This window comes from Photobacterium sp. HL06, assembly GCF_059552575.1.
On the sequence record NZ_CM183914.1, the window covers coordinates 3,308,288 to 3,331,935 of the forward strand.

Annotated in this window: 18 protein-coding genes; 5 read left to right on the top strand and 13 right to left on the bottom strand. The window is 48.7% G+C overall.

Annotated features, from left to right (window positions below; all coding sequences use genetic code 11):
- Positions 1–23: 23 nt before the first annotated feature.
- The 4 genes from AC51G0_RS14990 to glyA all read right to left on the bottom strand — a co-directional run bounded on the left by AC51G0_RS14990 (position 24) and on the right by glyA (position 3,888).
- Positions 24–680: a riboflavin synthase gene (locus AC51G0_RS14990; RefSeq protein ID WP_496301968.1), complete on the bottom strand. Its 657-nt coding sequence runs from the start codon at positions 678–680 to the stop codon at positions 24–26.
- 31 nt (positions 681–711) lie between these two features.
- Positions 712–1,833: a bifunctional diaminohydroxyphosphoribosylaminopyrimidine deaminase/5-amino-6-(5-phosphoribosylamino)uracil reductase RibD gene (ribD, locus tag AC51G0_RS14995; protein ID WP_496299490.1), complete on the bottom strand. Its 1,122-nt coding sequence runs from the start codon at positions 1,831–1,833 to the stop codon at positions 712–714.
- Between the two features lie 55 nt (positions 1,834–1,888).
- Positions 1,889–2,338, bottom strand: a complete 450-nt coding sequence (gene nrdR, locus AC51G0_RS15000) for a transcriptional regulator NrdR (RefSeq protein ID WP_075763701.1) — start codon at positions 2,336–2,338, stop codon at positions 1,889–1,891.
- A 299-nt stretch (positions 2,339–2,637) separates the two neighbouring features.
- Positions 2,638–3,888, bottom strand: a complete 1,251-nt coding sequence (gene glyA, locus AC51G0_RS15005; RefSeq protein ID WP_496299491.1) for a serine hydroxymethyltransferase — start codon at positions 3,886–3,888, stop codon at positions 2,638–2,640.
- Positions 3,889–4,342: 454 nt separating this feature from the next.
- On the opposite strand from glyA, the gene AC51G0_RS15010 reads away from it, so the two are divergent.
- Positions 4,343–4,954, top strand: coding sequence for a YitT family protein (locus AC51G0_RS15010; RefSeq protein ID WP_496299492.1), 612 nt, complete (start codon positions 4,343–4,345; stop codon positions 4,952–4,954).
- Positions 4,955–5,127: 173 nt separating this feature from the next.
- On the opposite strand, the gene glnB is transcribed toward AC51G0_RS15010, so the two are convergent.
- From glnB to purL, 4 genes are all read right to left on the bottom strand, one after another.
- Positions 5,128–5,466, bottom strand: coding sequence for a nitrogen regulatory protein P-II (gene glnB, locus AC51G0_RS15015; RefSeq protein ID WP_128785788.1), 339 nt, complete (start codon positions 5,464–5,466; stop codon positions 5,128–5,130).
- Between the two features lie 120 nt (positions 5,467–5,586).
- On the bottom strand, positions 5,587–5,994 hold the full coding sequence (locus tag AC51G0_RS15020; RefSeq protein ID WP_496299493.1) for a hypothetical protein: 408 nt from the start codon (positions 5,992–5,994) through the stop codon (positions 5,587–5,589).
- Between the two features lie 188 nt (positions 5,995–6,182).
- The gene (locus AC51G0_RS15025) at positions 6,183–6,860 is read right to left on the bottom strand and encodes an HAD family hydrolase (RefSeq protein ID WP_496299494.1); all 678 of its coding nucleotides are present in this window, start codon (positions 6,858–6,860) and stop codon (positions 6,183–6,185) included.
- A gap of 210 nt (positions 6,861–7,070) precedes the next feature.
- Positions 7,071–10,991, bottom strand: a complete 3,921-nt coding sequence (gene purL, locus AC51G0_RS15030; protein ID WP_496299495.1) for a phosphoribosylformylglycinamidine synthase — start codon at positions 10,989–10,991, stop codon at positions 7,071–7,073.
- A 471-nt stretch (positions 10,992–11,462) separates the two neighbouring features.
- Between purL and mltF the strand changes: the two genes are divergently transcribed.
- On the top strand, positions 11,463–12,938 hold the full coding sequence (gene mltF, locus AC51G0_RS15035) for a membrane-bound lytic murein transglycosylase MltF (RefSeq protein WP_496299496.1): 1,476 nt from the start codon (positions 11,463–11,465) through the stop codon (positions 12,936–12,938).
- A gap of 226 nt (positions 12,939–13,164) precedes the next feature.
- On the top strand, positions 13,165–13,317 hold the full coding sequence (locus AC51G0_RS15040) for a hypothetical protein (RefSeq protein ID WP_496299497.1): 153 nt from the start codon (positions 13,165–13,167) through the stop codon (positions 13,315–13,317).
- A gap of 64 nt (positions 13,318–13,381) precedes the next feature.
- Here AC51G0_RS15040 and tadA read toward each other — a convergent pair whose 3' ends face one another.
- Entirely contained in the window at positions 13,382–13,873 is a 492-nt protein-coding gene (gene tadA / locus AC51G0_RS15045; protein ID WP_496301969.1) for a tRNA adenosine(34) deaminase TadA, read from the bottom strand.
- 398 nt (positions 13,874–14,271) lie between these two features.
- Between tadA and AC51G0_RS15050 the strand changes: the two genes are divergently transcribed.
- Positions 14,272–15,402, top strand: coding sequence for an S-(hydroxymethyl)glutathione dehydrogenase/class III alcohol dehydrogenase (locus AC51G0_RS15050; protein ID WP_496299498.1), 1,131 nt, complete (start codon positions 14,272–14,274; stop codon positions 15,400–15,402).
- Positions 15,403–15,469: 67 nt separating this feature from the next.
- On the top strand, positions 15,470–16,315 hold the full coding sequence (gene fghA, locus AC51G0_RS15055; RefSeq protein WP_496299499.1) for an S-formylglutathione hydrolase: 846 nt from the start codon (positions 15,470–15,472) through the stop codon (positions 16,313–16,315).
- 68 nt (positions 16,316–16,383) lie between these two features.
- Here fghA and AC51G0_RS15060 read toward each other — a convergent pair whose 3' ends face one another.
- The 4 genes from AC51G0_RS15060 to guaB form a co-directional block, all read right to left on the bottom strand.
- Entirely contained in the window at positions 16,384–17,940 is a 1,557-nt protein-coding gene (locus AC51G0_RS15060) for an AbgT family transporter (RefSeq protein ID WP_496299500.1), read from the bottom strand.
- A 337-nt stretch (positions 17,941–18,277) separates the two neighbouring features.
- Positions 18,278–19,837: an AbgT family transporter gene (locus tag AC51G0_RS15065; protein WP_496299501.1), complete on the bottom strand. Its 1,560-nt coding sequence runs from the start codon at positions 19,835–19,837 to the stop codon at positions 18,278–18,280.
- Positions 19,838–20,219: 382 nt separating this feature from the next.
- A complete protein-coding gene (gene guaA / locus AC51G0_RS15070; protein WP_496299502.1) occupies positions 20,220–21,803 on the bottom strand; it encodes a glutamine-hydrolyzing GMP synthase in 1,584 nt (527 codons plus the stop codon).
- A 116-nt stretch (positions 21,804–21,919) separates the two neighbouring features.
- Positions 21,920–23,383 (bottom strand): IMP dehydrogenase, encoded by a 1,464-nt coding sequence (gene guaB, locus AC51G0_RS15075; RefSeq protein ID WP_496299503.1) that lies wholly within the window; start codon positions 23,381–23,383, stop codon positions 21,920–21,922.
- Between the last annotated feature and the right edge of the window lie 265 nt (positions 23,384–23,648).

Below are 23,648 nucleotides of genomic sequence, written 5' to 3' on the forward strand. Positions count from 1 at the left end.
AACAATACCCTTATCCTAACGCTTTATCCTAAGAACCCAGTTTTTGCCAACAGGTCCATGGTGACTTCTGATTTTTTTTCTGCAGCTTTTTCACCTAGCATCAAACGCTCTAGGTAACGGGCAATCACATCAACTTCGAGATTGACTTTACGACCCGCTTTGAATGATTCCATGGTGGTTTCTGCTGCCGTATGCGGCACAATCGTCAGCTTAAACTCACTGCCACGAATCGCATTCACTGTCAGGCTGATGCCATCAACAGACACCGACCCTTTTTCTGAAATATATTTTGCCAGGTGATCCGGGGCCTTGACCCAAAATTCAATTGCCCGGCCAGTATGAGTGCGCTCGATAATTTCAGCCACTTCATCGACATGACCAGAAACCATATGGCCGCCAAAGCGTGTTGTTGGCAGCATCGCTTTTTCCAGGTTGGCTTTCTGCCCTGCCTTATAATCAGCAAAAGCAGTGCGCTTGAGGGTTTCCAGCGACAAATCGGCGACGTAACCGCTACCGGTCAGCTCAACCACGGTCAGGCACACCCCATTGGTTGCAATACTGTCACCCAATTTTACATCGGATAAATCGAGCTCGCCGGAATCTACCGTGACAGAAATATCAGCACCTTTTGGTGTCAGGGCTGTAATCGTACCTACAGCTTCAATAATGCCAGTAAACATGAACTTAAATTCCTTGATTTGCTCGTTAAACTTATTTGATTGTGGCGGTAATTCGGATATCCGGCCCAACCATTCGGACATCACTGATATCCAGCTCAGGAACCTGTGACATCGCCGCTAGCCCTTGCAGATCAACCAGCCCCCGGCTATCACTTCCCATCAGTTTAGGTGCCTGATAGATAATCAGCTCATCGACCAACCCGGCTGACAATAACGCCCCGGCCAGCCCGGCACCGGCTTCGACCCAGATATGATTAATGTCTTGCTGTGACAGTGCACGCATCAGGGCCGTCAAATCAAGCTGCCCCTCGGCTTCGCTTACCGCAGGTACCAGCAACTGTTCAACAGCCTGCGGCCAGTCTTCATTGCCCTGCTCACGACGTGCCAGAATGGTATTGCCTGGCAGGTGAACCAGTTTATGCCCAGGGGTAACCCGGTTCTGGCTGTCAATCACCACACGCAGTGGCTGGCGCACCGCCTGCTTCGGGTAATCACACTGTACCGCCTCGCCAAGCTCATCCCAGCGAATATTCAGTGATGGATCATCGGCCAACACAGTGGCACTGGTTGAAAGAATAGCCCCGGCCTTGGCACGGAAACGCTGCACATCGGCACGAGCGGCGGGCCCGGTGATCCATTTGCTTTTACCATTCGACAATGCTGTTCTGCCATCGAGGCTGGATGCCAGTTTGAGCTGAACATAAGGCATGCCGGTTTTCATTCGCTTGATAAAACCAGGATTCAAGGCCTGCGCATCAGCTTCAAGCAAACCCGTTTGCACTTCAACACCCGCAACCTGCAGCATTTTAAGACCACGCCCCGCCACTTGCGGATTGGGGTCAACCATCGCACATACGACCCGCGCGACATTTGCATTGATCAGGGCTTCGGCACACGGAGGAGTGCGTCCGTAATGAGAGCAGGGTTCAAGCGTCACATAGGCTGTCGCTCCCTGGGCTTTTTCCCCCGCAGCGCGCAAGGCGAAGACTTCGGCATGCGGCTGGCCGGCCTGATAATGATAGCCTTCTCCGACAATATCATCGCCATGGGCAATCACACAGCCAACATTCGGGTTCGGAGCAGTTGTAAAACGACCGCGTTTTGCCAATTCAATGGCACGCAGCATCATGGCATGATCAATGGGTGAGAACATCTGGCTTTGTATTCACTTCATGGAGTTAGTCTGCTGAAATTCGCCACTAACCCGCTTATTTTTCCAATTTGGCGATTTCTTCACCAAATTCACGAATATCTTCAAAACTACGATAAACAGAAGCAAACCGGATATAAGCAACTTTATCCAGCTCTTTCAGCGCTTCCATCACTAAGTTTCCGATCATTTCCGATGGCACTTCGCGCTCTCCCGTCGCACGGAGACGGGATTTAATCGTGTTGATAGCACGCTCAATATCATCGGCGCTCACCGGGCGTTTTTCTAGCGCCCGCTGGATCCCGCCGCGAAGCTTGTCTTCGTTGAATGGGTCACGGTTACCATTGGTTTTGATCACCCGTGGCATGACCAGCTCAGCAGTTTCAAACGTCGTGTAACGCTCATTACAAGCCAGACACTGACGGCGACGACGGACTTGATGGCCATCTGCAACCAGACGGGAATCGATTACTTTGGTGTCATTTGCACCACAAAAAGGACAATGCATCTTGCCTCCTAATTTTCGTCGACTCAGTGTAACCCATTTCAATCGGTTATTGAGAGTATAAGAATGGTTTTTCTTATTATTCTGGCTTACCAAAACAAAACGGCACCTTAAAAAGGTGCCGTTAATAAGGAACGAGAGTCGAGATCCTGGTTCCTGGTTCCTGGTTCCTGGTTCCTGGTTCCTGGTTCCTGGTTCCTGGTTCCTGGAAGATAGTTTCTAGTTTCTAGTTTCTAGTTTCTAGTTTCTAGTTTCTAGTTTCTAGTTTCTAGTTTCTAGTAGCGAAGCGTATCCAAACTCGATTATGCGTAAACCGGTAGACGCTTACAGATCTCTAGTACTTTAGCCTTAGTTTCTTCAATCACTTCCGGCTTGTCGGTGTTGTCCAGCACATCACAGATCCAGCCAGCAAGCTGCTTGGCATCTTCAACCGTGAAGCCACGGCGGGTGATCGCAGGCGTACCTAAACGGATACCAGAGGTAACAAATGGGCTGCGAGGATCATTTGGCACACTGTTCTTGTTCACAGTGATATTCGCCGCACCCAGTGCCGCATCAGCTTCTTTACCCGTGATGCCCTTGTCGATCAGGTCAACCAGGAACAGGTGGTTTTCAGTACCACCAGAAACGATCTTGTATCCGCGCTCCAGGAACTCTGCAACCATAGCTTTGGCATTTTCAACCACACGTGCCTGGTATGCTTTGAACTCAGGCTCCATCGCTTCCTTGAAGGCTACCGCTTTCGCTGCGATAACATGCATCAGAGGACCGCCCTGACCGCCAGGGAATACTGCTGAGTTCAGTTTCTTGTACAGCTCTTCGCCTTCGCTTGACAGGATTAGACCACCACGTGGGCCTGCCAGTGTTTTGTGCGTCGTTGTGGTCACAACATGGGCGTGAGGTACTGGGTTCGGGTAAACGCCAGCGGCAATCAGGCCAGCGACGTGTGCCATATCAACAAAGAAGTACGCGCCAACTTTATCGGCAATCTCACGCATGCGTTTCCAGTCAACAACCTGAGAATAAGCAGAAAAACCACCGATGATCATCTTCGGCTTGTGCTCTAGCGCCAGTGCTTCCATCTCTTCGTAGTCGATCTGGCCGCTTTCATCAATGCCATATGGAATGATGTTGTAAAGCTTACCAGAGAAGTTTACCGGGGAACCGTGAGTCAAGTGGCCGCCGTGTGCCAGGCTCATGCCCAGTACTGTATCACCGGCATTCAGTAGTGCCATGTAGACCGCGTTATTGGCTTGAGAGCCTGAGTGCGGCTGAACGTTCGCATATTCGGCACCAAAAAGTTGGCAAGCACGATCAATCGCCATCTGCTCAGCTTTATCGACATACTCACAACCGCCGTAGTAGCGCTTGCCTGGATAGCCTTCGGCATACTTGTTCGTCAGCTGAGAACCTTGTGCTTCCATTACACGCGGGCTGGTGTAGTTTTCAGAGGCAATTAACTCGATGTGCTCTTCCTGACGCGCAGTTTCTTCCTGAATGGCTGCAAAAAGTTCTGCGTCATAATCGGCAATATTCATGTCGCGTTTTAGCATCTGTATCTCCTGACTCAGATTGTTCTCATACTAATTCACAGAAGCACCTGAAATATTCAGATCCTTGTGTGAATTGGTGGTAAACACAAATTTTCGGTAAACAATAAAAAATCGTGAAGCTAGGCCCTGCCTAGACGCAAACGTTTTCGTTATACCAGCATCTAACGCGGTATTTTACAGAATTTGATCTAAATCAGATAGTCCCCAGAGAACTTTTTATTGTTATTTCTGCATGTTTATTTTCGATGGTAGCATGAATTGTTTTCATCTTGACAAACTAATCACCACTTAGCTTTAAGTCAGCCTATCCATATTACAAGGGAATTTGGAAATTATTATTTTACGAAACCGTAAAATAATGATTACAGCTGTGTTTTTACTCTTTATGGCGACAATTTTATTTTCAGGGAGGGGCCCATTATCATTGCGCGCTTCAGATATAAGGAGTGTACTTTTGAGCGGTTATCATCATTCATTGAAAGAAAATATCATTGCTATCCTTACCGGTACGTTTATCGTTTCCCAGGGTGTTTTCTTTCTCCAGCAAGCTGACTTACTGACGGGCGGTACAACCGGACTTGCCCTGCTGCTGAGCCAGTTTGTCGATCTTTCTTTTGGCCAGTTGTATTTTCTACTCAATACCCCATTCTACCTTATGGCCTGGTTTAGAATGGGCAAGACTTTTGCCATTACCAGTATTATTTCTGGCGGCTTAGTCTCAATGATCACCGATAACCTTCATCATGTACTTGAAATCAGCCGCCTTGAGCCACTTTACTGTGCCGTCATTGGTGGCCTCCTGATGGGGCTGGGCATGCTGATTTTATTCCGCCACCAGACTAGCCTCGGCGGCTTCAATGTATTGGTCTTGTATCTACAGGAAAAGTTTGGCCTGTCGGCGGGCAAGCTGCAAATGGGGATTGATATCTGTATCCTGACCGCGTCATTCTTCCTGGTAAGCCCAACCATATTGGTGCTATCAGTACTCGGTGCAATCGTGTTGAATTTGGTACTGGCAATGAACCACAAGCCGGGGCGTTACACCAGCCAGGCTGTTGCTAGCTAGAAGCGGGAAGCGTCACAGATTGTAGAAACTAAAAAGCGAGAGCCAAACAACTCTCGCTTTTTGTTTTTGGGTCCAAGGGCCATAGGGCCATAGGGCCGCTCTTCCCCGCCTCCCGAAGCGAAGCGCACTCTGAGCGCAGCGTAACTCGCTTCCCCTACACAAAGTGTAGGCTGTTAAATCGCGTCTTCGTCTTCCTCGCCGGTACGGATACGGACTACACGCTCAACATCGAACATGAAGATCTTACCGTCACCGATCTTGCCGGTCTGCGCTGTTTCAATAATGGTATCAATGCATTGCTCAGCAACTTCATCAGCCACGACAATTTCCAGCTTCACTTTCGGCAGGAAATCCACCATGTATTCTGCGCCACGATATAGTTCAGTGTGGCCTTTCTGACGGCCGAATCCTTTCACTTCCGATACCGTCATACCTGTGATGCCGACTTCCGCCAGAGCTTCACGAACATCATCAAGCTTGAATGGCTTAATAACGGCTTCAATTTTTTTCATCTTTCATCATCCTTTGCTGAGCAGAGGTCGCTGGTGCACAAACCGACACCAACTGCCTGATTAATATTGAGGGTATTATCACAGATCTGAGGTAGTAAGCTCAATGCGTAGTTATAGCATTCAGTACTTTTCAGTTTGCAATATGACATTGGAGTCCATCATCCTGAGCAGTAGAAATACCGCATAGATCAGTACACTGCTATTAATAGCAACAACCACCAAACTACGATACTCAGGCTCAATCAGCAAGGGGATATAGGGGATAAGACTAAACCCAAAGAACATGGTGGCAGCGGGGATAAAGAAGTACAACGGGATAAACCCCCACTTATCACCACGTACCAAGCCAGCAATGGCGGACAGGCCGGAGAGCAATACCAGCATAGCGATAATGCTTGGCACAATACCCACCTGCTTAAAGCTGAAGATAGCCGTGAAGGTTTCAAAGTAGCGGAGCAAACAAATAATAACGAGTGCTGCCAGCCCCTGGGCTGCACTTACCATTCCATTTCTTTTGGGGTATTCCATTCCCTTCTCTCTTCCATGAAAGTGATGATACCTGAGCCACTTGTACAAAAATAAGCCACACATTCTATGTGTGAATAACTGCTGGCTCAACCGAAATAGCAATAAATTTCCAATTCATGCAAGGCTATTTTGATTACTGTTTTTTTAGACATTCCCTGTCTGAAAAGTTCAGCGTACTATTATTTATATCAATGATGTATTTTCACCAGATCAACAAAACCACTCAATGAACGTACCACCCGTGTATTGACCTTTTCCCTCGACCCGCAACGGTTTAGCCAGACCGCCTTCATACCCGCCTCTTGCGCGGCATGCGCATCATTTTGTGGATGGTTGCCAATAAACCAACATTCATCCGCGCTGTTTTTGGCAAACTGAAGGGCAGCATGGAAAATACGCGGATCTGGCTTTGCAGCCCCGGCCTGCTCGGAGGTCATGATGAAACTAAAATACTCGCGAATACCAGTCTCGATAAGCTTGGCCTCCTGCTGGATATTTAAGCCATTAGTGATCACCGCCAAGCTGGATACCTTCCTGAGTTGCTTCAAGGCCGGTTCAACATCAGGAAATAACCGCCAGTGCTGGCGATAAATCGCATAAAATTCAGCAAATAACCGGTCAGCCTCAGCCACGGTTAGCGGCCGCTCAAACAATTCGCTGATCCTGGCCCGCCGCTGCTCTTCAAAATTCAATTCTCCAGCACGCCAACGGGCCCGGTGCCTATCCGTGATCTCACGCCAAATAACTTCTGGCTTGCCTTCGTAAGGGATGATGCTATCCCGATACCGTGCAACAAAACTCCGTATTGCATCCTGCTCGGCACCATCATGATCAAGCAAGGTATTATCAAGATCAAAGAAAATCATACACCCTCCCATAAACACCCTACCCTCAGCTTAATCACACTTTATCCACAAAGGCGAGAAGATTCCGTCAAAAAGGTTAGTCCTGAGGGATTTTGCAATCAGAGGTGCTTATTGTGTGAGCAATCCCGAGCGCTAGTACCACTCGAGATAAAAATAAAAAACCGCTCCGAAGAGCGGTTTTCATTTATTGGTTAATTCGACTTAGGTGAATTAGCCGATATTGACGCGGGCATTGCGGAACATACGCATCCACGGGCTGTTTTCGTTCCAGTCATCAGGGTGCCAGGAGTTAGCCACGGTGCGGAAGACACGCTCAGGGTGCGGCATCATAATAGTCACACGGCCATCTTGTGTGGTTAGGCCCGTAATACCATTTGGTGAACCATTCGGGTTTGCCGGGTAATTCTGGGTCACATTGCCATAGTTATCAAGATAACGCAGCGCTACCGTGCCTGACTGCTCAATGGCATTGAGGTGGTCGCCATTACGTACTTCCACACGGCCTTCACCGTGAGAAACCGCGATAGGCATGCGAGAACCCGCCATTTCATTAAAGAACAGCGAGTCGCTCTGCTGAACTTCCACTAGGCTGAAGCGCGCTTCAAAACGCTCTGATTCGTTACGCACGAAACGAGGCCATAGGTCGGCACCTGGGATTAGGTCGCGTAAATTCGACATCATCTGACAACCGTTGCACACACCCAATGCTAGCGTGTCGTTACGGTGGAAGAAGCTTTCAAACTGGTCGCGGGCAATGTTGTTGAATAGCACTGACTTCGCCCAACCTTCACCAGCCCCTAAAACATCACCGTAAGAGAAACCACCACAAGCGACTAAACCGTTAAAACCATCTAGCTTCACGTTACCAGAGAGAATGTCACTCATGTGAACATCTTTAGCGTCAAAACCGGCACGGTCAAAGGCTGCAGCCATTTCAACGTGTGAGTTAACGCCCTGCTCACGCAGAATCGCCATTTGCGGTTTCGCGCCCTTGTTTATAGCAGGGGCTGCGATGAATGGTGCTGCTACATCTTCGTTGATATCAAAAGACAGCTTGGTGTTTAAACCCGGATCGCTATTGTCTTTCTTAGCTTCAAATTCTTGTAGTGCACCGGCTGGGTTATCACGCATAGCTTGCATCTGGTACGTTGTTTCCGCCCAGATAGTACGAAGCTCTGTCCGGCTTTGCTCGAGTACGCGGTCGTTACCATTCCAAATACGAACGATATCTTCATCAACCACGGTACCAATCACATGGCTGCATACTTCAAGGCCGTTTGCGGCTAATACTGACTGAACGGTATCAAGATCTTCAGTGCGCACCTGAAGTACCGCACCTAGCTCTTCGTTGAACAACATCGCCAGTACGTCATCACACTCGTCATTTGCCGTGGTATTGATATCAACTTCAATACCGGTGTGACCAGCAAACGCCATCTCGGCAAGCGTTACATATAGACCACCATCACCACGGTCATGGTAAGCCAGTACTTGCTCATTACGCACCAGTTGCTGAATGGCAGTGAAGAAACCTTTTAGTAGCTCAGGGCTATCCACATCGGCTGGCTTATCGCCCAACTGCTTGTAAACCTGCGCCAGTGCTGTTGCACCCAGACGGTTCTTACCGCAACCCAGGTCAACCAATACCAACGTTGACTCACCTTTATCAGTACGCAGCTGAGGCGTCACTGTTTTACGGACATCTTCAACCCGGCCAAAGGCTGTGATGATCAGCGACAGTGGTGAGGTAACTTCTTTCTGCTCACCGCTCTCTTCCCATTTGGTCTTCATCGACATCGAGTCTTTACCGACCGGGATCGTCAGACCAAGTGCCGGACACAGCTCTTCACCTACCGCTTTAACGGCTTCGTAAAGACCGGCATCTTCACCCGGATGGCCAGCTGGCGACATCCAGTTGGCCGACAAGTTAATGCGTTTCATATCGCCAATATCAGCACTGGCAATGTTAGTGATCGCTTCACCAACGGCAAGGCGGGCCGAAGCACCGAAGTCCAGCAGCGCAACAGGCGTACGCTCACCCATCGACATCGCTTCACCATGGTAAGTGTCATAGCTAGCTGCGGTTACAGCACAGTTGGCTACTGGTACCTGCCAAGGGCCGACCATCTGGTCACGCGCCACCAAACCAGTTACAGTGCGATCACCAATAGTGATCAGGAAGGTTTTCTCAGCAACGGCTGGTAGGCGAAGGACACGGTGTGTCGCCTCTTCCAGCTCAATGCCAGCGCGGTCCATCGCTTCACCTTTCACCTTCAGCGTTTTCGCATCACGGTGCATTTTCGGTGCTTTGCCCAATAGAATATCCATTGGCATATCGATTGGCGTGTTGTCGAAGTGGCTATCTTCCAGTGTCAGGTGACGCTCTTCTGTTGCTTCGCCCACTACCGCGTACGGTGCGCGCTCACGTTGACAGATTGCATCAAATGCAGCCATGTTTTCTGGCGCAATCGCCATCACGTAGCGTTCTTGTGATTCGTTACACCAGATTTCCAGCGGGCTCATGCCCGGTTCATCATTAGGGACATCACGTAGCTGGAATTTACCGCCACGCTCGCCGTCATCCACCAACTCAGGCAGGGCATTAGAAATACCACCAGCACCCACATCGTGGATAAAGGCGATTGGGTTGTTTTCACCCATCTGCCAACAACGGTCTATCACTTCCTGGCAACGGCGTTCCATTTCTGGATTTTCACGCTGTACCGAAGCAAAATCTAAATCTTCTGCCGACTGGCCTGATGCCATTGATGACGCCGCACCACCACCCAGACCGATATTCATTGCCGGGCCACCCAGAACGATCAGTTTTGCACCGACAGGGATCTCTTTCTTCTGGACATGCTCTGCACGGATGTTACCCATACCGCCAGCAATCATGATTGGCTTGTGGTAACCACGGATCTCTTCGCCATTATGCGAATTGACTTTTTCTTCGTAAGTACGGAAGTAGCCCAGCAAATTCGGACGGCCAAATTCGTTATTGAACGCCGCGCCACCCAGTGGGCCTTCCAGCATGATATCCAGGGCGTTAACAATGCGTCCGGGCTTACCAAAATCAGTTTCCCATGGCTGCTCAAAACCTGGTACACGTAGGTTAGAGACAGTAAAACCGACCAAGCCTGCTTTCGGCTTGCCACCAATACCGGTTGCACCTTCATCTCGGATTTCACCACCAGAGCCCGTTGAAGCCCCCGGCCAAGGCGAAATCGCTGTTGGGTGGTTGTGGGTTTCCACTTTCATCAGGATGTGTGCCGCTTCCTGATGGTAGTTATATTGACGAGATTCCGGGTTCGGGAAGAAACGGCCGACGTGAGAACCTTCCATCACTGCAGCGTTATCTTTATAAGCCGACAGCACGTAGTCGTGGTTTTTCTCGTAAGTGTTCTTGATCATCTTAAACAGTGACTTGTCCTGATCAACGCCGTCGATCGTCCAGTCAGCATTAAAGATTTTATGGCGGCAGTGCTCTGAGTTAGCCTGGGCAAACATCATTAGCTCGATGTCATTCGGGTTACGTCCCAGCTTAGTGAAATTCTCCACCAGGTAGTCAATCTCATCTTCTGCCAGGGCAAGGCCGAGTGATACGTTCGCCTCTTCCAGCGCCTTGCGGCCACCCGCCAGGATATCCACACTCTGAACCGGAGCAGGCTCAGCTTGCTTAAACAGTGCGCTTGCCGCTTCCAGCTCGTTGAAAACCACTTCCATCATGCGATCGTGGATCAGGCCTTTCAGTTCAGTGAGCTGAGGCTCGGTCAATGCCGCGGTTGTTTCAACGTAATACGCAGTACCACGCTCTAGACGCTTAACATTTTCAAGGGCACAGTTATGGGCGATATCGGTCGATTTAGATGACCATGGAGAGATAGTACCAGGACGAGGGGCAACCAGTAGCAAGATGCCTGTCGGCTCATGCTCTGCAATCGTTGGACCGTAGGTTAGCAGGCTTGCCAGCTTGCTTTGCTCATCAGCATTCAGGGGAGCAGATACATCAGCAAAATGCATAAACTCAGCGTAAATGCCTGACACAGGCAGATCTAACTCGCGGCAACGCTCTAGTAGCTTGTTAACGCGAAACTCAGACAGTGCGGGTGAACCACGCAAAATTTCCATGTGCGTACGTCTCTCGATTAGCAGTTGAATGAAGGTGATATTGGCCTAACACCCAGTTCAATTACTGGGCTAATTACGTCAATGCCACCTTTTTCACCGAATTGACCCGAATGAATCGAGGCGAGTAACTCACGATGGTGCGTAGTATAAGGGAATTTTTTTTGTGACGTAACACCTGACGCAACCGTTTGCGTGTTTTTTTTTCATTCAGGTGTAAATCAAGGAGAAATATAGAGGCGATTTCCCCATAAAGGGTCATTTTGAACTATCTTTTCCAACCAAGTGCCACAAGACAAGTGCCATTATTATGCGTTTGGTGGCATCTTAAACAGAGAATTCCTCACAGTGAACTGCCGAGCGACTTTGCTGATCTGGCGAGCTTTGGTATAAAGAACACCTAATTATAACGATGAGCATATATTGTTGAACAATATTCGATTAACTCCTAGCCTTCGCTACGGTTTCGCTATCATGCTGAGCTTATTACTGCTTAGCGGGTGCAAATGGCTGGAAGACCCTACCCGCAGTGATCTGGAAAAGATCCGCGAAAGCGGCGTGTTGCGTATCGGTACGCTGAACAACCAGCTTTCTTATTTCATCGGCAGTGACGGTCCAACCGGCCTCGACTATGAGCTTGCCCAGCGGTTTGCTGCCAAGTTGGGCGTAAAGCTGGAAATGCAGCCGATGTTCACCCTGGCCGGGCTCTTTCCTACCCTGAAACGGGGTGATGTAGATATTGTTGCCGCAGGGCTGACCATGACCGATGATCGCCTGGCTGAGTTTCGGGCTGCTCCGGCCTATTACTACGCCAGCCAGATCGTGGTCTATAAAAAAGGGCAATGGCGCCCACGCGATAACGAAGATCTGGCTCAAAACAAAGGGTCACTGACGGTAGTAAAAGGGTCAAGCCACGAGAAAAGCCTCGGTACCCTAAAAGTACTCTATCCGCAATTACAGTGGCAGGCCATTGAAGAAACCGACAGTGAAGAACTGCTGCGGATGGTGGCCAAAGGCGAGCTGGACTACACCATTGCTGACTCTGTCGATGTAGCACTCAGCCAGCGCATCCACCCCGATATTGCTACCGCCCTTGAGCTGACCGAGGATGAGCCCATCGCCTGGTTTGTCAACCAGACACCGGATGACAGCCTTTACGCACTGCTTATCGAGTTTTTTGGCGAGATGCAGCAAAGTGGCGAACTGGCCAAGCTCGAAGAGAAATATTTTGGCCATGTCGATACGTTCGACTATGTCGACACCCGTGCTTTCTTGCGTGCGGTTGAGAAAAAACTACCGCGCTGGGAGTCACTATTCAAAAAGTACTCAGAAGAATTCGACTGGCGCTTGATTGCCGCCTTGTCCTATCAGGAATCACACTGGAACCCACGTGCGGTTTCTCCTACTGGTGTCCGCGGTATGATGATGCTGACACTGCCAACAGCGAAATCTGTCGGCGTGAATAACCGCCTCGATCCCGAACAGAGCATCCGTGGTGGCACCCAGTATCTAAGAAAAATGATCAATCGGGTCCCGGACAGTATCGAAGAGCATGAAAAGGTCTGGTTTGCCCTCGCCTCATACAATGTCGGCTTCGGCCACTTGATGGATGCCCGACGCCTGACCAAACAGCAGGGTGGCAATCCGGATGCCTGGAGTGATGTCAAGCAGCGCCTGCCGCTGCTACGTCAGCGTAAATATTACAAGCAGACCCGCTATGGCTATGCCCGTGGTGATGAAGCGCTGAATTATGTCGAAAATATCCGTCGCTACTACCAGAGCATTATCGGTTATGAGCAGGCACACAATCCCCCCCCCCAGCAGCAGGATATTGCGGTCATTGATGATCTACATACAATCACCCCGCCCGAGCCCCCTGAAGCTGGTCTAAAGGCAGCCGGCGACGAGGCAGCAAACACAGCAAAGCCGACAAAAACAGCTGGCAATTAGCACACCAAACCATAGTCAACAGCCCTACCTAGATAGGGCTGTTCTGTCTCTGAAATCAAATCACAGTTACCATTAGCTTATTTGCAATGCCAAGCCCTAATATGAGACTTGGATCATTCTCAATCACAACTAATTAGGTAACAATCGACGCATCGTCTTGGCTAAGCTAAAGACAATAATCATTAATAACAGGCATAACGATGCCATTGCTTTGTGGGGAGGAACTATGCGATTTTCAAGGCAGAAAAAGGCGGTAAAAAGCCTAAAACAGCGAATGACATCGATCGCGACCCGACGCAAGCGCTTAAATGCCAATATTCGGAAAAAAGTCCTTTGGCGCCAGCGCAGCTATATTGTTGCTGCCAGCATTGTCAGCTGATCAACGATCTGCTTCAAAAACAAAGCCCGGCATAAGCGTCGGGCTTTCTTTTATCCGCTAGCGACTACGCTTTAGCTTGGTGCTCGGCCAGCGCAACTTGCCGTGCTTTTTTCGCTGCTTTTTTCTCGGCACGACGGCGTTTGAAAAAAGCCTGCAGCTGGGCACGGCAGTCATCAGCCAGCAATCCCGATTCACAGGCAACATGGTGATTGACCTGATCATAGCTCAACAGATTCATGATACTGCCAGCAGCCCCCGTTTTTAAATCGCAGGCTCCGTATATCACTTTGCCAACCCGGCTATGCACCATCGCCCCGGCACACATTGGGCAAGGCTCCAGGGTCACATACAAGGTAGCATCCAACAGGCGGTAATTCTGGATCACTTTCCCGGCCTGGCGCAGAGCCATAATTTCGGCATGGGCGGTAGCATCATGCTGGCCAATCGAGCGGTTCCAACCTTCCCCGATCACCTGGCCGTTATACACGACTACCGCCCCAACAGGCACTTCACCTTCTTCTTCGGCTTTGGCTGCCAGCTCAATGGCACGGCGCATAAACAGTTCGTCTTGGCTCTGATCGGTCACGGGATCTCTCAAATCTTACATTCAGTCACGGCTGCGCATTATAAGGCCAAGTCAGCCCTGCTCCAACCGCTTCAGCCCTGTGATACCGAGCCACCAATAATATCAGTATCTTGCCTGATAGCCTCCAGCAATGATTATTACTACCTGGTAAAAGTTATTTGCAGAAGTCGGTAATTATCATTTCTTTTGAAAAAAATATAATACTCACCATCACAACGCACGACGTAATATTAAAAACTGTCGTCGAGGAAGAATTTCTTTTCTACAGTGTATTGATACCGCTCGCGATATTTTGATACTCGCAACCAGTCAAAACACGGGAAGACGGTACTCTGTAGACACCCAATAATGAGATAAGAGAGAACAGAATGTCTGATCAATTTATTAAGTCCAAAGCCGCTGTTGCCTGGGGTCCTAATCAGCCACTGTCGATTGAAGAGGTGGATGTCATGCTGCCAAGAGCAGGCGAAGTACTCGTACGCATCGTCGCAACGGGTGTCTGTCACACAGATGCTTTCACTCTTTCTGGTGAAGATCCTGAAGGCATTTTCCCATCAATCCTTGGCCACGAAGGCGGCGGTATTGTTGAGCAAGTCGGTGAAGGCGTAACAAGTGTCCAAGTAGGTGATCACGTTATCCCTCTTTATACCGCTGAATGTGGCGAGTGTAAGTTCTGTAAATCAGGCAAAACTAACCTATGCCAAGCCGTTCGTGAAACCCAGGGTAAAGGCCTGATGCCTGACGGTACAACCCGTTTCTATAAAGATGGCCAGCCAATTTTCCATTACATGGGCTGTTCAACCTTCTCTGAATACACAGTACTACCTGAAATATCGCTAGCGAAAGTCAACAAAGATGCACCGCTGGAAGAAGTTTGCCTATTAGGCTGTGGCGTAACAACCGGTATGGGTGCCGTACTTAATACAGCTAAAGTAGAGAAAGGCGACACAGTTGCTATCTTTGGTTTAGGTGGTATCGGCCTTTCTGCCATCATTGGTGCAACCATGGCAGGTGCCAGCCGTATCATTGGTGTGGATATCAATGAAAGCAAATACGAGCTAGCGAAAAAACTGGGTGCAACGGACTGTATCAACCCGAACGACTACGACAAGCCAATTCAAGAAGTAATTGTTGAAATGACTGACGGCGGTGTTGATTACTCGTTCGAGTGTATCGGTAACGTCAATGTTATGCGTTCTGCGCTTGAGTGCTGCCATAAAGGTTGGGGCGAATCCGTGATCATCGGTGTTGCCGGTGCTGGTCAGGAAATTTCGACCCGTCCATTCCAGCTGGTAACTGGTCGCGTATGGCGTGGCTCTGCTTTTGGTGGCGTTAAAGGCCGCTCTGAGCTGCCAGAAATCGTAGAACGTTACATGGCGGGTGAGTTCGCGCTGGATGACTTCATCACTCACACCATGGGCCTGGAAGATCTTAACCACGCATTTGATCTTATGCATGAAGGCAAGAGTATCCGTAGCGTTATCCACTTCGACAAATAATGATAACCAGCCATTGTTTAGCGCTGCTTCGGCAGCGCTTTTTGACCGTTGAGAGATTATCCAACCTATGACTTTAGAAAATATCAGCGCCAACAGAAGCTTTGGTGGCTGGCATAAACAATATACCCACCGCTCTACCGCCTTGAACTGCGAGATGCGCTTTGCGATTTACTTGCCACCCCAAGCCGCCACAGGTACCAAGGTACCGGTTCTGTACTGGCTGTCGGGCTTAACCTGTACCGACGAGAACTTCATGCAGAAAGCCGGCGCACAACGCATTGCGGCCGAACTAGGTATCGCCATTGTCGCACCGGACACCAGCCCTCGTGGTGAAGGTATCGCTGACGATCCCGAAGGCAGCTATGACTTCGGCCTTGGTGCAGGCTTCTACATCAATGCCACCCGCGAGCCGTGGAACCGCCACTATCAGATGTATGATTATGTGGTCAACGAACTGCCAGGGCTAATTGAGAACAATTTCCAGGTAAGCCAACAACGTGCAATCAGTGGCCACTCAATGGGGGGCCACGGTGCCCTGATGATTGCTTTGCGCAATCCGGAGCGCTTCACCTCCGTCTCGGCCTTCAGCCCAATCACCAATCCGGTTAACTGCCCTTGGGGCAAGAAGGCATTCGCTGGCTACCTGGGTAATGATCAGGAAAGCTGGAAACAGTATGACAGCTCTGAATTGATGAAGCAGTCAACCAACCCGCTTCCGGCCCTGGTCGACCAGGGGGCAAAGGATGATTTCCTGACCGAGCAGCTAAAACCTGAAATGCTGCAGGCTGCAGCGAAACAAAGCGGCTACCCGCTAGAGCTGCGGATGCAGGAAGGCTACGATCATAGCTATTACTTTATTGCGAGTTTTATCGAAGATCACCTGCGCTTCCACGCTAGCCACTTCGGGGCATAAAGTGAATACCTATAACAAGCCCGGCATATTGCCGGGCTTGTTATTATTACGTCGAGTCTACACCGACATTAGAATCCTAGCGGGATACTGAACGCAAAGAAGCCCACCAGCACCGTTGTCCATACGGTCAAGAATGCCAGCGAGTACGGTACCATCATCGCGATCACATCGCCGAATGTCAGCTCAGGCTTATATTTACGCATAAAGGCCAGTATAACGCCCGCATAACTCATCATTGGCGTGATGATGTTAGTCGATGAATCCGCCACACGGTATGCGGCCGTCACCAAGTCAGGGGTCATATTAGGGTTAACCTGGTATAGCATTGGCACGAAAATCGGACCAAGCAGCATCCACTTCGACGTCAGGCCGCCGACAAACAGGTTGATCACCGCCGTAGTCAGAATAAAGCCGATGATGAGTAGAATCGGAAAATCTTGTAAACCTAGTGAGCCAAGGAATGTGGCACCAAGGTAAGTCACATAGGTACCTAGCCCCGAAAAGCCTAGCAATGCCAAAAAGTTATAACAGAAGAAAGTCAGTACCAGGATATAGCCCATGGTGTTCATCTGCTTCACCATTGCCTTTACAACATCCTGCAGCGACTTGAATTTTCCCGTCGCAACACCGAAGAAAATACCGACAACGGCGAATACCATCGCGATCAACAAAATCACGTTATCCAGGTACGGCGTAACTTCACGGCCTGCATCATTGGTATACGTCGCCAGTGGTCCCATTGCTAAGCCAGCAACAGCCAACAATGCCAGCAACAGGCCGATACCTGCAGCACGAAGACCTTTATTATCAGCCTCAGAAACCTGGAAATCGTTCAGGTTCAGATCTTCCGGCAACTCATAGGACATTTTTTCCAGGCGCGGCGCCACAAAACGGGTGGTCACCCAGGCACCAAGGCCTGCAAGCAAGAAGGTAGAAGCAAAGATGAAGAAGTAGTGCATGGTCGCCGGATTAAGTGCTTCGCCGCTTGCAGTTTCAAACGGGATCCCCTGAGATTCGGCAAAAATACGGGCATTGGCACCGAGAATAACATCAACCGGTGTAGCCGGGATCAGGTTAGCAGAAAAACCAGCAGACACACCAGCAAAGGCTGCCGCCATACCAATCAACGGGTTCTTACCCAAGCCGGCATACAGCAGGCCAGCCAGCGGGATCAAGATCAGGTAGCCAGCATCCGTGGCGATTGAACTCATGATCCCCAGGAAAACCACCAATAGTGGCAACCAGCGATCATTGATACGCAACCCCACTTTCTTGATCACTGCCGTCAACAGCCCTGAGTTTTCAGCAATACCGACACCCAGCATTACAATCAGGATCACGCCCAGTACACCGCGTCCAAACGACAGCCAATTGGTCAGCAACGCATTGTCAAACATCCAGCGAACATTTTCAGTAGCCAGCATATTTTTAATGGTATGGGTAACAGCGCCACCATCAGCGCCTGTCGTTTCAAACTGCAGACCGCCAATCAGGCCAGTCAGTGCCAGCGAGAAGGTAAACAGGAACATGAAAATAATGACAGGATCGGGGATCTTCTTGCCAGCCCTTTCAATAAACGCTATCACGCCTTTCTGGGCAGGTGCTGGTGCAATGGTCTCACTCATAATCGTACTTCCTTACTACTTCGATTGAGTTTTTATGTTGCTTTATGAGGTGAAAGTAACAAATCGCCATCAACACGTAAAACTCACAGACTTGCAATTATTTAGACTTAAAAACCACCAAAACACCAAAAAGTAGAGAATAAAAATAGAAATAAAGCCGACCAACCACATCAATGACCACCCATTGGTGACAACTCAACATAATAATTTCCGATATAAAATTTCAAAATAAACCAATCAATCAGAATTTTATACCAAACAAGGATCTCTCATAACCACCACAAATAACAAAGCCCCGCATTGCGGGGCCTTGTTTGCTTCATTACAGTAATGTTGGTTACATGCTGTACGTATATGGAGCCTGGATACCCAGAGGAATTCCAACAGCCCAGTAGGCCAGCAGGAAGATTGTCCAGCCAATCAGCATCGCAATAGAGTAAGGCATCATCATGGAAGCTAACGAGCCAATACCCGAGCTCTTCACATAGCGCTGCATATAAACAACAACCAGCGGGAAGAACACCATCATTGGAGAGATAATATTAGAAACGGAGTCACCAACACGGTAAGCCGCTTGTGTCAGTTCAGGGGAAATACCCACCGCCATTAGCATAGGTACAAGGATTGGGCCAATCAGTGCCCACTTCGCCGATGCTGAACCGACTAATAGGTTTACAAACGCGGTAAGCAAAATCATACCAACAATCGTTACCTGACCAGGCAGGTTCATCGCATGAAGCATCTCAGCACCAGAAAGAGCCAATAGCGTACCTAGGTTTGATTGGGTAAATGCGACCAAGAATTGTGCAATGAAGAATGCCATCACCATGAAGCTGCCCATGCTGCTCATCGTTGCTGACATTGACTTAATCACATCATCGCTCGATTTGAACGTACCAGCCACTTTGCCGTACACCACACCAGGGATAACAAACAGAATGAAGATCAATGGCACGATAGACTGCATCAATGGTGCTGCGAAAGCCGTGATTTCCCCCTCAGGCGAGCGTAGTGGTGAGGTCTCAGGAAAAACAGAAGCAACCAGTACCACAATACCTGCAACCATTGCCCAACCCGCACGCGAGAACGCTTTGCTTTCGATTTCAGTGAAAGAGCCCATATCTGGTGCTTCTTCCGCATCTTCATCAACAGCGGTATTCGCCAGGCGTGGCTCAATGATCTTCTCTGTGACATACCAGCCAATACCAACAACTAAAATTGAAGATAAGCCAGTAAATAGCAGGTTAGATAGCGGGTTTACAATATACGCAGGATCGAGAATTTGTGCCGCAGACTGGGTAAAGCCGGCAAGAAGAGGATCGATACCTGAAGGAATAAAGTTCGCAGAGAAACCACCCGATACACCCGCAAACGCAGCCGCAATACCCGCCAGAGGGTGACGACCCGCAGCGTGGAAAATAATACCGCCAAGTGGAATAACCAATACGTAACCCGCATCCGCCGCGGTATGAGAAACAATCGCTACCAAAATTAGCATCGGTGTTAACAGTTTCGCTGGCGTGAAGTTAAGCATCTTCTTTAAGCCAGTATTGATGAAGCCTGATGCTTCAGCAACCCCCACACCCAGCATCGCCACTAACACGATACCCAGCGGAGCAAAGCCAGTGAAGTTCTTCACCATATTCGCTAAGAAACTTGCAAATGATTCACCTGTCAGCAAGTTCTTCACTTCAACAGTCTGCCCGGTTACAGGGTGAATAAAGCCAAAGTCAAACTGAGATAGCAGAGCGGATAAGCCCCATACAATCAATAACCCCCAGAAAAAAAGCAACGCAGGATCGGGGATTTTATTGCCTGCACGCTCGATGAAATTAAGAAATTTATTCATTGCACCAGAGGACGCTTCTGGTACTTGTTTTACGGCTTGGTTACTCATGGGAGCTCCATGGTCGTTAATGATGTTGTAAATTTACGGCGGTGTATTAATGGTCTTATCGCCAGTCAATCCAGAATTTTCCCTGAAGAAAAATCATGCAGATAATTGTAATAAGAATACAATAACAAAACGCATATCCAGCTAGCTAATAATAAAATACCATGAGAATATATTGTAAACAAATATTAACACAAAACATACCACTAACAACAAGCCCACAACCGATTCTCATCTCGACAACACTAGAGCCTTCAACAAATTACCTCGTCAATATCATCCCTACCTAGATTCATAAGTGGAATGAGTTTGTCCAGAAACAAAAAAAGACACCCGAAGGTGCCTTTTTCAATGATCTCCGCCTTACCAATCGCAAGGTCGAGATTTATTCCCACTCGATGGTTGCTGGTGGCTTGCCCGATACATCGTAAACCACACGAGAAATACCATCAACTTCGTTGATGATACGGTTCGAGACCTTACCAAGGAAGTCGTATGGTAAGTGTGCCCAATGCGCGGTCATGAAGTCGATTGTTTCTACTGCACGCAGAGACACAACCCAGTCATATTTACGGCCATCGCCCATCACGCCTACAGAGCGTACTGGCAGGAATACGGTGAATGCCTGAGACACTTTATTGTAAAGATCGGCATTGTGCAGCTCTTCAATGAAGATAGCATCAGCGCGACGTAGTAAGTCACAGTACTCTTTCTTCACTTCGCCTAGTACACGAACACCCAGACCTGGACCCGGGAACGGGTGGCGGTAAAGCATGTTGTATGGCAGACCAAGCTCTAGACCGATTTTACGGACTTCATCTTTGAACAGCTCTTTCAGCGGTTCAACCAGACCCATTTCCATATCATCAGGCAAACCGCCCACATTGTGGTGCGATTTGATAACGTGTGCTTTACCGGTTTTCGAAGCCGCTGATTCAATCACATCCGGGTAAATGGTTCCCTGAGCCAGCCACTTAGCATTCTTCAGTTTCTTTGATTCTTCATCGAATACATCGATAAATACATGCCCAATGATCTTACGTTTTGCTTCAGGATCGTTTTCGCCAGCAAGTGCATCTAAGAAACGGTCTTCTGCTTTAACATGTACAATATTCAGGCCGAAGTGGTCACCAAACATGTCCATCACTTGCTCACCTTCGTTTAAACGAAGTAAGCCGTTATCAACAAATACACAGGTCAGCTTGTTACCAATTGCACGGTGAACAAGCATCGCGACGACTGATGAATCAACACCACCAGACAGACCAAGAATAACTTCATCATCGCCGACTTGCTCTTTGATGTCCGCAATAGCATTTTCGATGATATTGGCTGATGTCCAAAGCTTCTCACAGCCACAGATATTAAGAACGAAGTTCTCGATAATACGCATGCCCTGACGGGTATGAGTAACTTCCGGGTGGAACTGCACACCGTAGAAATGCTTATCTTCGTTGGCAATTGCCGCATATGGGCAAGTATCAGTTTGCGCAACCTTAACAAAATCAGACGGGATTTCGACCACTTTATCACCGTGGCTCATCCATACATCCAGCAACCCATTACCATCTTCGGCTACTGCATCTTCAATATTCTTAAAGAATGATGTTGGTTCAACAATTTCAACTTGCGCGTAACCAAATTCACGCATTGAAGAGCCGGCAACTTTACCGCCAAGCTGTTCAGCCATGGTTTGCATGCCGTAACAAACACCAAATACTGGCACGCCCGCTTCAAATACGTATTGTGGTGCACGAGGTGATTCATCTCCGGTCACGCTCTCCGGGCCACCAGAAAGGATAATACCGTTCGGGTTGAAGTCACGAATATCGGCTTCATCAACGTCCCAGCTCCACAGCTCACAATAAACACCGATTTCACGGATACGACGAGCAATTAGCTGAGTATATTGAGAACCAAAATCCAGAATAAGGATACGTTGGTCATGAATATTTGTAGATGTAGTCATTATCGAGAAGTCTCAAAAATAATTGAAATTTGGGGGGCCTAAATACGCCCCCGATCTTATACAAGTTTCCCGTTTAGGCAAACGTTTTCGTCAAGCATCAGTTTGCTTGGTGAAAATTAACCCATACGGTAGTTTGGCGCTTCTTTGGTAATTGTCACATCATGAACGTGTGACTCTTTGATACCCGCACCAGAGATACGTACAAACTCAGCTTGTGTACGTAGCGCTTCAATCGTTGCTGAACCGGTTAGGCCCATGCTTGAACGCAGGCCGCCCATCTGCTGATGAACGATTTCTTTGATGTGGCCTTTATAAGCAACACGGCCTTCGATACCTTCTGGCACTAGCTTGTCTGCCGCGTTATCCGTCTGGAAGTAACGGTCAGAAGAACCTTGAGACATCGCACCTAGAGAGCCCATACCACGGTATGACTTGTAAGCACGGCCCTGGTACAGTTCAACTTCACCCGGAGCTTCTTCAGTACCCGCGAACATTGAACCGACCATGACACATGATGCACCAGCAACGATAGCCTTACACATATCGCCAGAATAGCGGATACCGCCATCAGCGATAACTGGAACACCAAACTCAGATGCAGCATCCACGGCATCAGAAATAGCCGTTAGCTGGGGAACACCAACACCGGTAACGATACGAGTCGTACAGATAGAGCCTGGGCCAATACCCACTTTAACGGCATCTACACCGGCTTCGATAAGTGCACGCGCACCTTCAGCCGTTGCTACGTTGCCACCGATGATTTGTAGTTCAGGGAAAGCTTCACGTGTCTCACGAATACGTTGCAGAACACCTTCAGAGTGACCGTGTGAAGAGTCAATCAGCAGTACGTCAACACCCGCTTCAACCAGGGCTTTAACGCGTTCTTCATTACCCGCGCCAGCACCAACTGCCGCACCGACACGTAGACGACCTAGCTCATCTTTACATGCATTCGGTTTGCGCTCTGCTTTCTGGAAATCTTTCGCTGTGATCATACCTTTCAGCTGGAAATCACCATTTACCAACAGCACTTTCTCTACGCGATGCTCTTGCATGATAACTTCAACTTCTTCACGCGAAGCCCCCTCTTTTGCCGCCGCCAATTTGTCTTTTGGCGTCATCACTTCTTCAACCTTCATTGAAAGATCTGTGACAAAACGTACATCACGGCCAGTAATGATACCAACAAGCTCGTTGTTATCAGACACAACCGGATAACCAGCAAAACCATTCTTAATGGTTAGTTCTTTTACATCTGCAATCGTTGCAGTTGGCTTCACTGTTACAGGTTCAGACACAACACCCGCTTCGAACTTTTTAACCATACGAACTTGGTTCGCTTGTTGTTCAATAGACATGTTTTTGTGAATGAAACCAATGCCACCTTCCTGAGCTAACGCAATGGCAAAACGCCCTTCAGTTACTGTGTCCATAGCAGCAGAAACCATAGGAATGTTTAGCGAAATCTTTTTCGTTAGCTGGGTGCGCAGATCGGCAGTGTTAGGGAGAACCGTAGAGTGTGCTGGAACCAGCAGAACATCATCAAAAGTTAGAGCTTCTTGTTTGATACGTAACATTGCAATATCTCACACCAAGTTAAGGTTTAAGGGAGGATAAAATATTGCGAACGAATTATACGGAGAGAGCAAACGTTTAGCCACAAAAAAATTAACTTTTTTTATTGACACTTTTTGCTTGATGCGTAATATATTTCGGTTAAGTTTCCGGTGCTGCGGTCATTCAATAACGGCCAAGATCTGTCCAGCGATCTGCCTACTCGTTTATCAACACATTTTCGCACACTACTTAACCACTTATCTTCCGATAACAGGTGTCTTCCCT

Excerpts from the sequence above, each read along its gene's own strand:
- AC51G0_RS14990 (WP_496301968.1), bottom strand. The coding sequence starts at position 680 with ATGTTTACTGGCATTATTGAAGCTGTAGGTACGATTACAGCCCTGACA.
- ribD (WP_496299490.1), bottom strand. The coding sequence starts at position 1,833 with ATGTTCTCACCCATTGATCATGCCATGATGCTGCGTGCCATTGAATTG.
- nrdR (WP_075763701.1), bottom strand. The coding sequence starts at position 2,338 with ATGCATTGTCCTTTTTGTGGTGCAAATGACACCAAAGTAATCGATTCC.
- glyA (WP_496299491.1), bottom strand. The coding sequence starts at position 3,888 with ATGCTAAAACGCGACATGAATATTGCCGATTATGACGCAGAACTTTTT.
- glnB (WP_128785788.1), bottom strand. The coding sequence starts at position 5,466 with ATGAAAAAAATTGAAGCCGTTATTAAGCCATTCAAGCTTGATGATGTT.
- AC51G0_RS15020 (WP_496299493.1), bottom strand. The coding sequence starts at position 5,994 with ATGGAATACCCCAAAAGAAATGGAATGGTAAGTGCAGCCCAGGGGCTG.
- AC51G0_RS15025 (WP_496299494.1), bottom strand. The coding sequence starts at position 6,860 with ATGATTTTCTTTGATCTTGATAATACCTTGCTTGATCATGATGGTGCC.
- purL (WP_496299495.1), bottom strand. The coding sequence starts at position 10,991 with ATGGAAATTTTGCGTGGTTCACCCGCACTGTCTGAGTTTCGCGTTAAC.
- mltF (WP_496299496.1), top strand. The coding sequence starts at position 11,463 with ATGCTGAGCTTATTACTGCTTAGCGGGTGCAAATGGCTGGAAGACCCT.
- AC51G0_RS15040 (WP_496299497.1), top strand. The coding sequence starts at position 13,165 with ATGCGATTTTCAAGGCAGAAAAAGGCGGTAAAAAGCCTAAAACAGCGA.
- tadA (WP_496301969.1), bottom strand. The coding sequence starts at position 13,873 with ATGCGCCGTGCCATTGAGCTGGCAGCCAAAGCCGAAGAAGAAGGTGAA.
- AC51G0_RS15050 (WP_496299498.1), top strand. The coding sequence starts at position 14,272 with ATGTCTGATCAATTTATTAAGTCCAAAGCCGCTGTTGCCTGGGGTCCT.
- fghA (WP_496299499.1), top strand. The coding sequence starts at position 15,470 with ATGACTTTAGAAAATATCAGCGCCAACAGAAGCTTTGGTGGCTGGCAT.
- AC51G0_RS15060 (WP_496299500.1), bottom strand. The coding sequence starts at position 17,940 with ATGAGTGAGACCATTGCACCAGCACCTGCCCAGAAAGGCGTGATAGCG.
- AC51G0_RS15065 (WP_496299501.1), bottom strand. The coding sequence starts at position 19,837 with ATGAGTAACCAAGCCGTAAAACAAGTACCAGAAGCGTCCTCTGGTGCA.
- guaA (WP_496299502.1), bottom strand. The coding sequence starts at position 21,803 with ATGACTACATCTACAAATATTCATGACCAACGTATCCTTATTCTGGAT.
- guaB (WP_496299503.1), bottom strand. The coding sequence starts at position 23,383 with ATGTTACGTATCAAACAAGAAGCTCTAACTTTTGATGATGTTCTGCTG.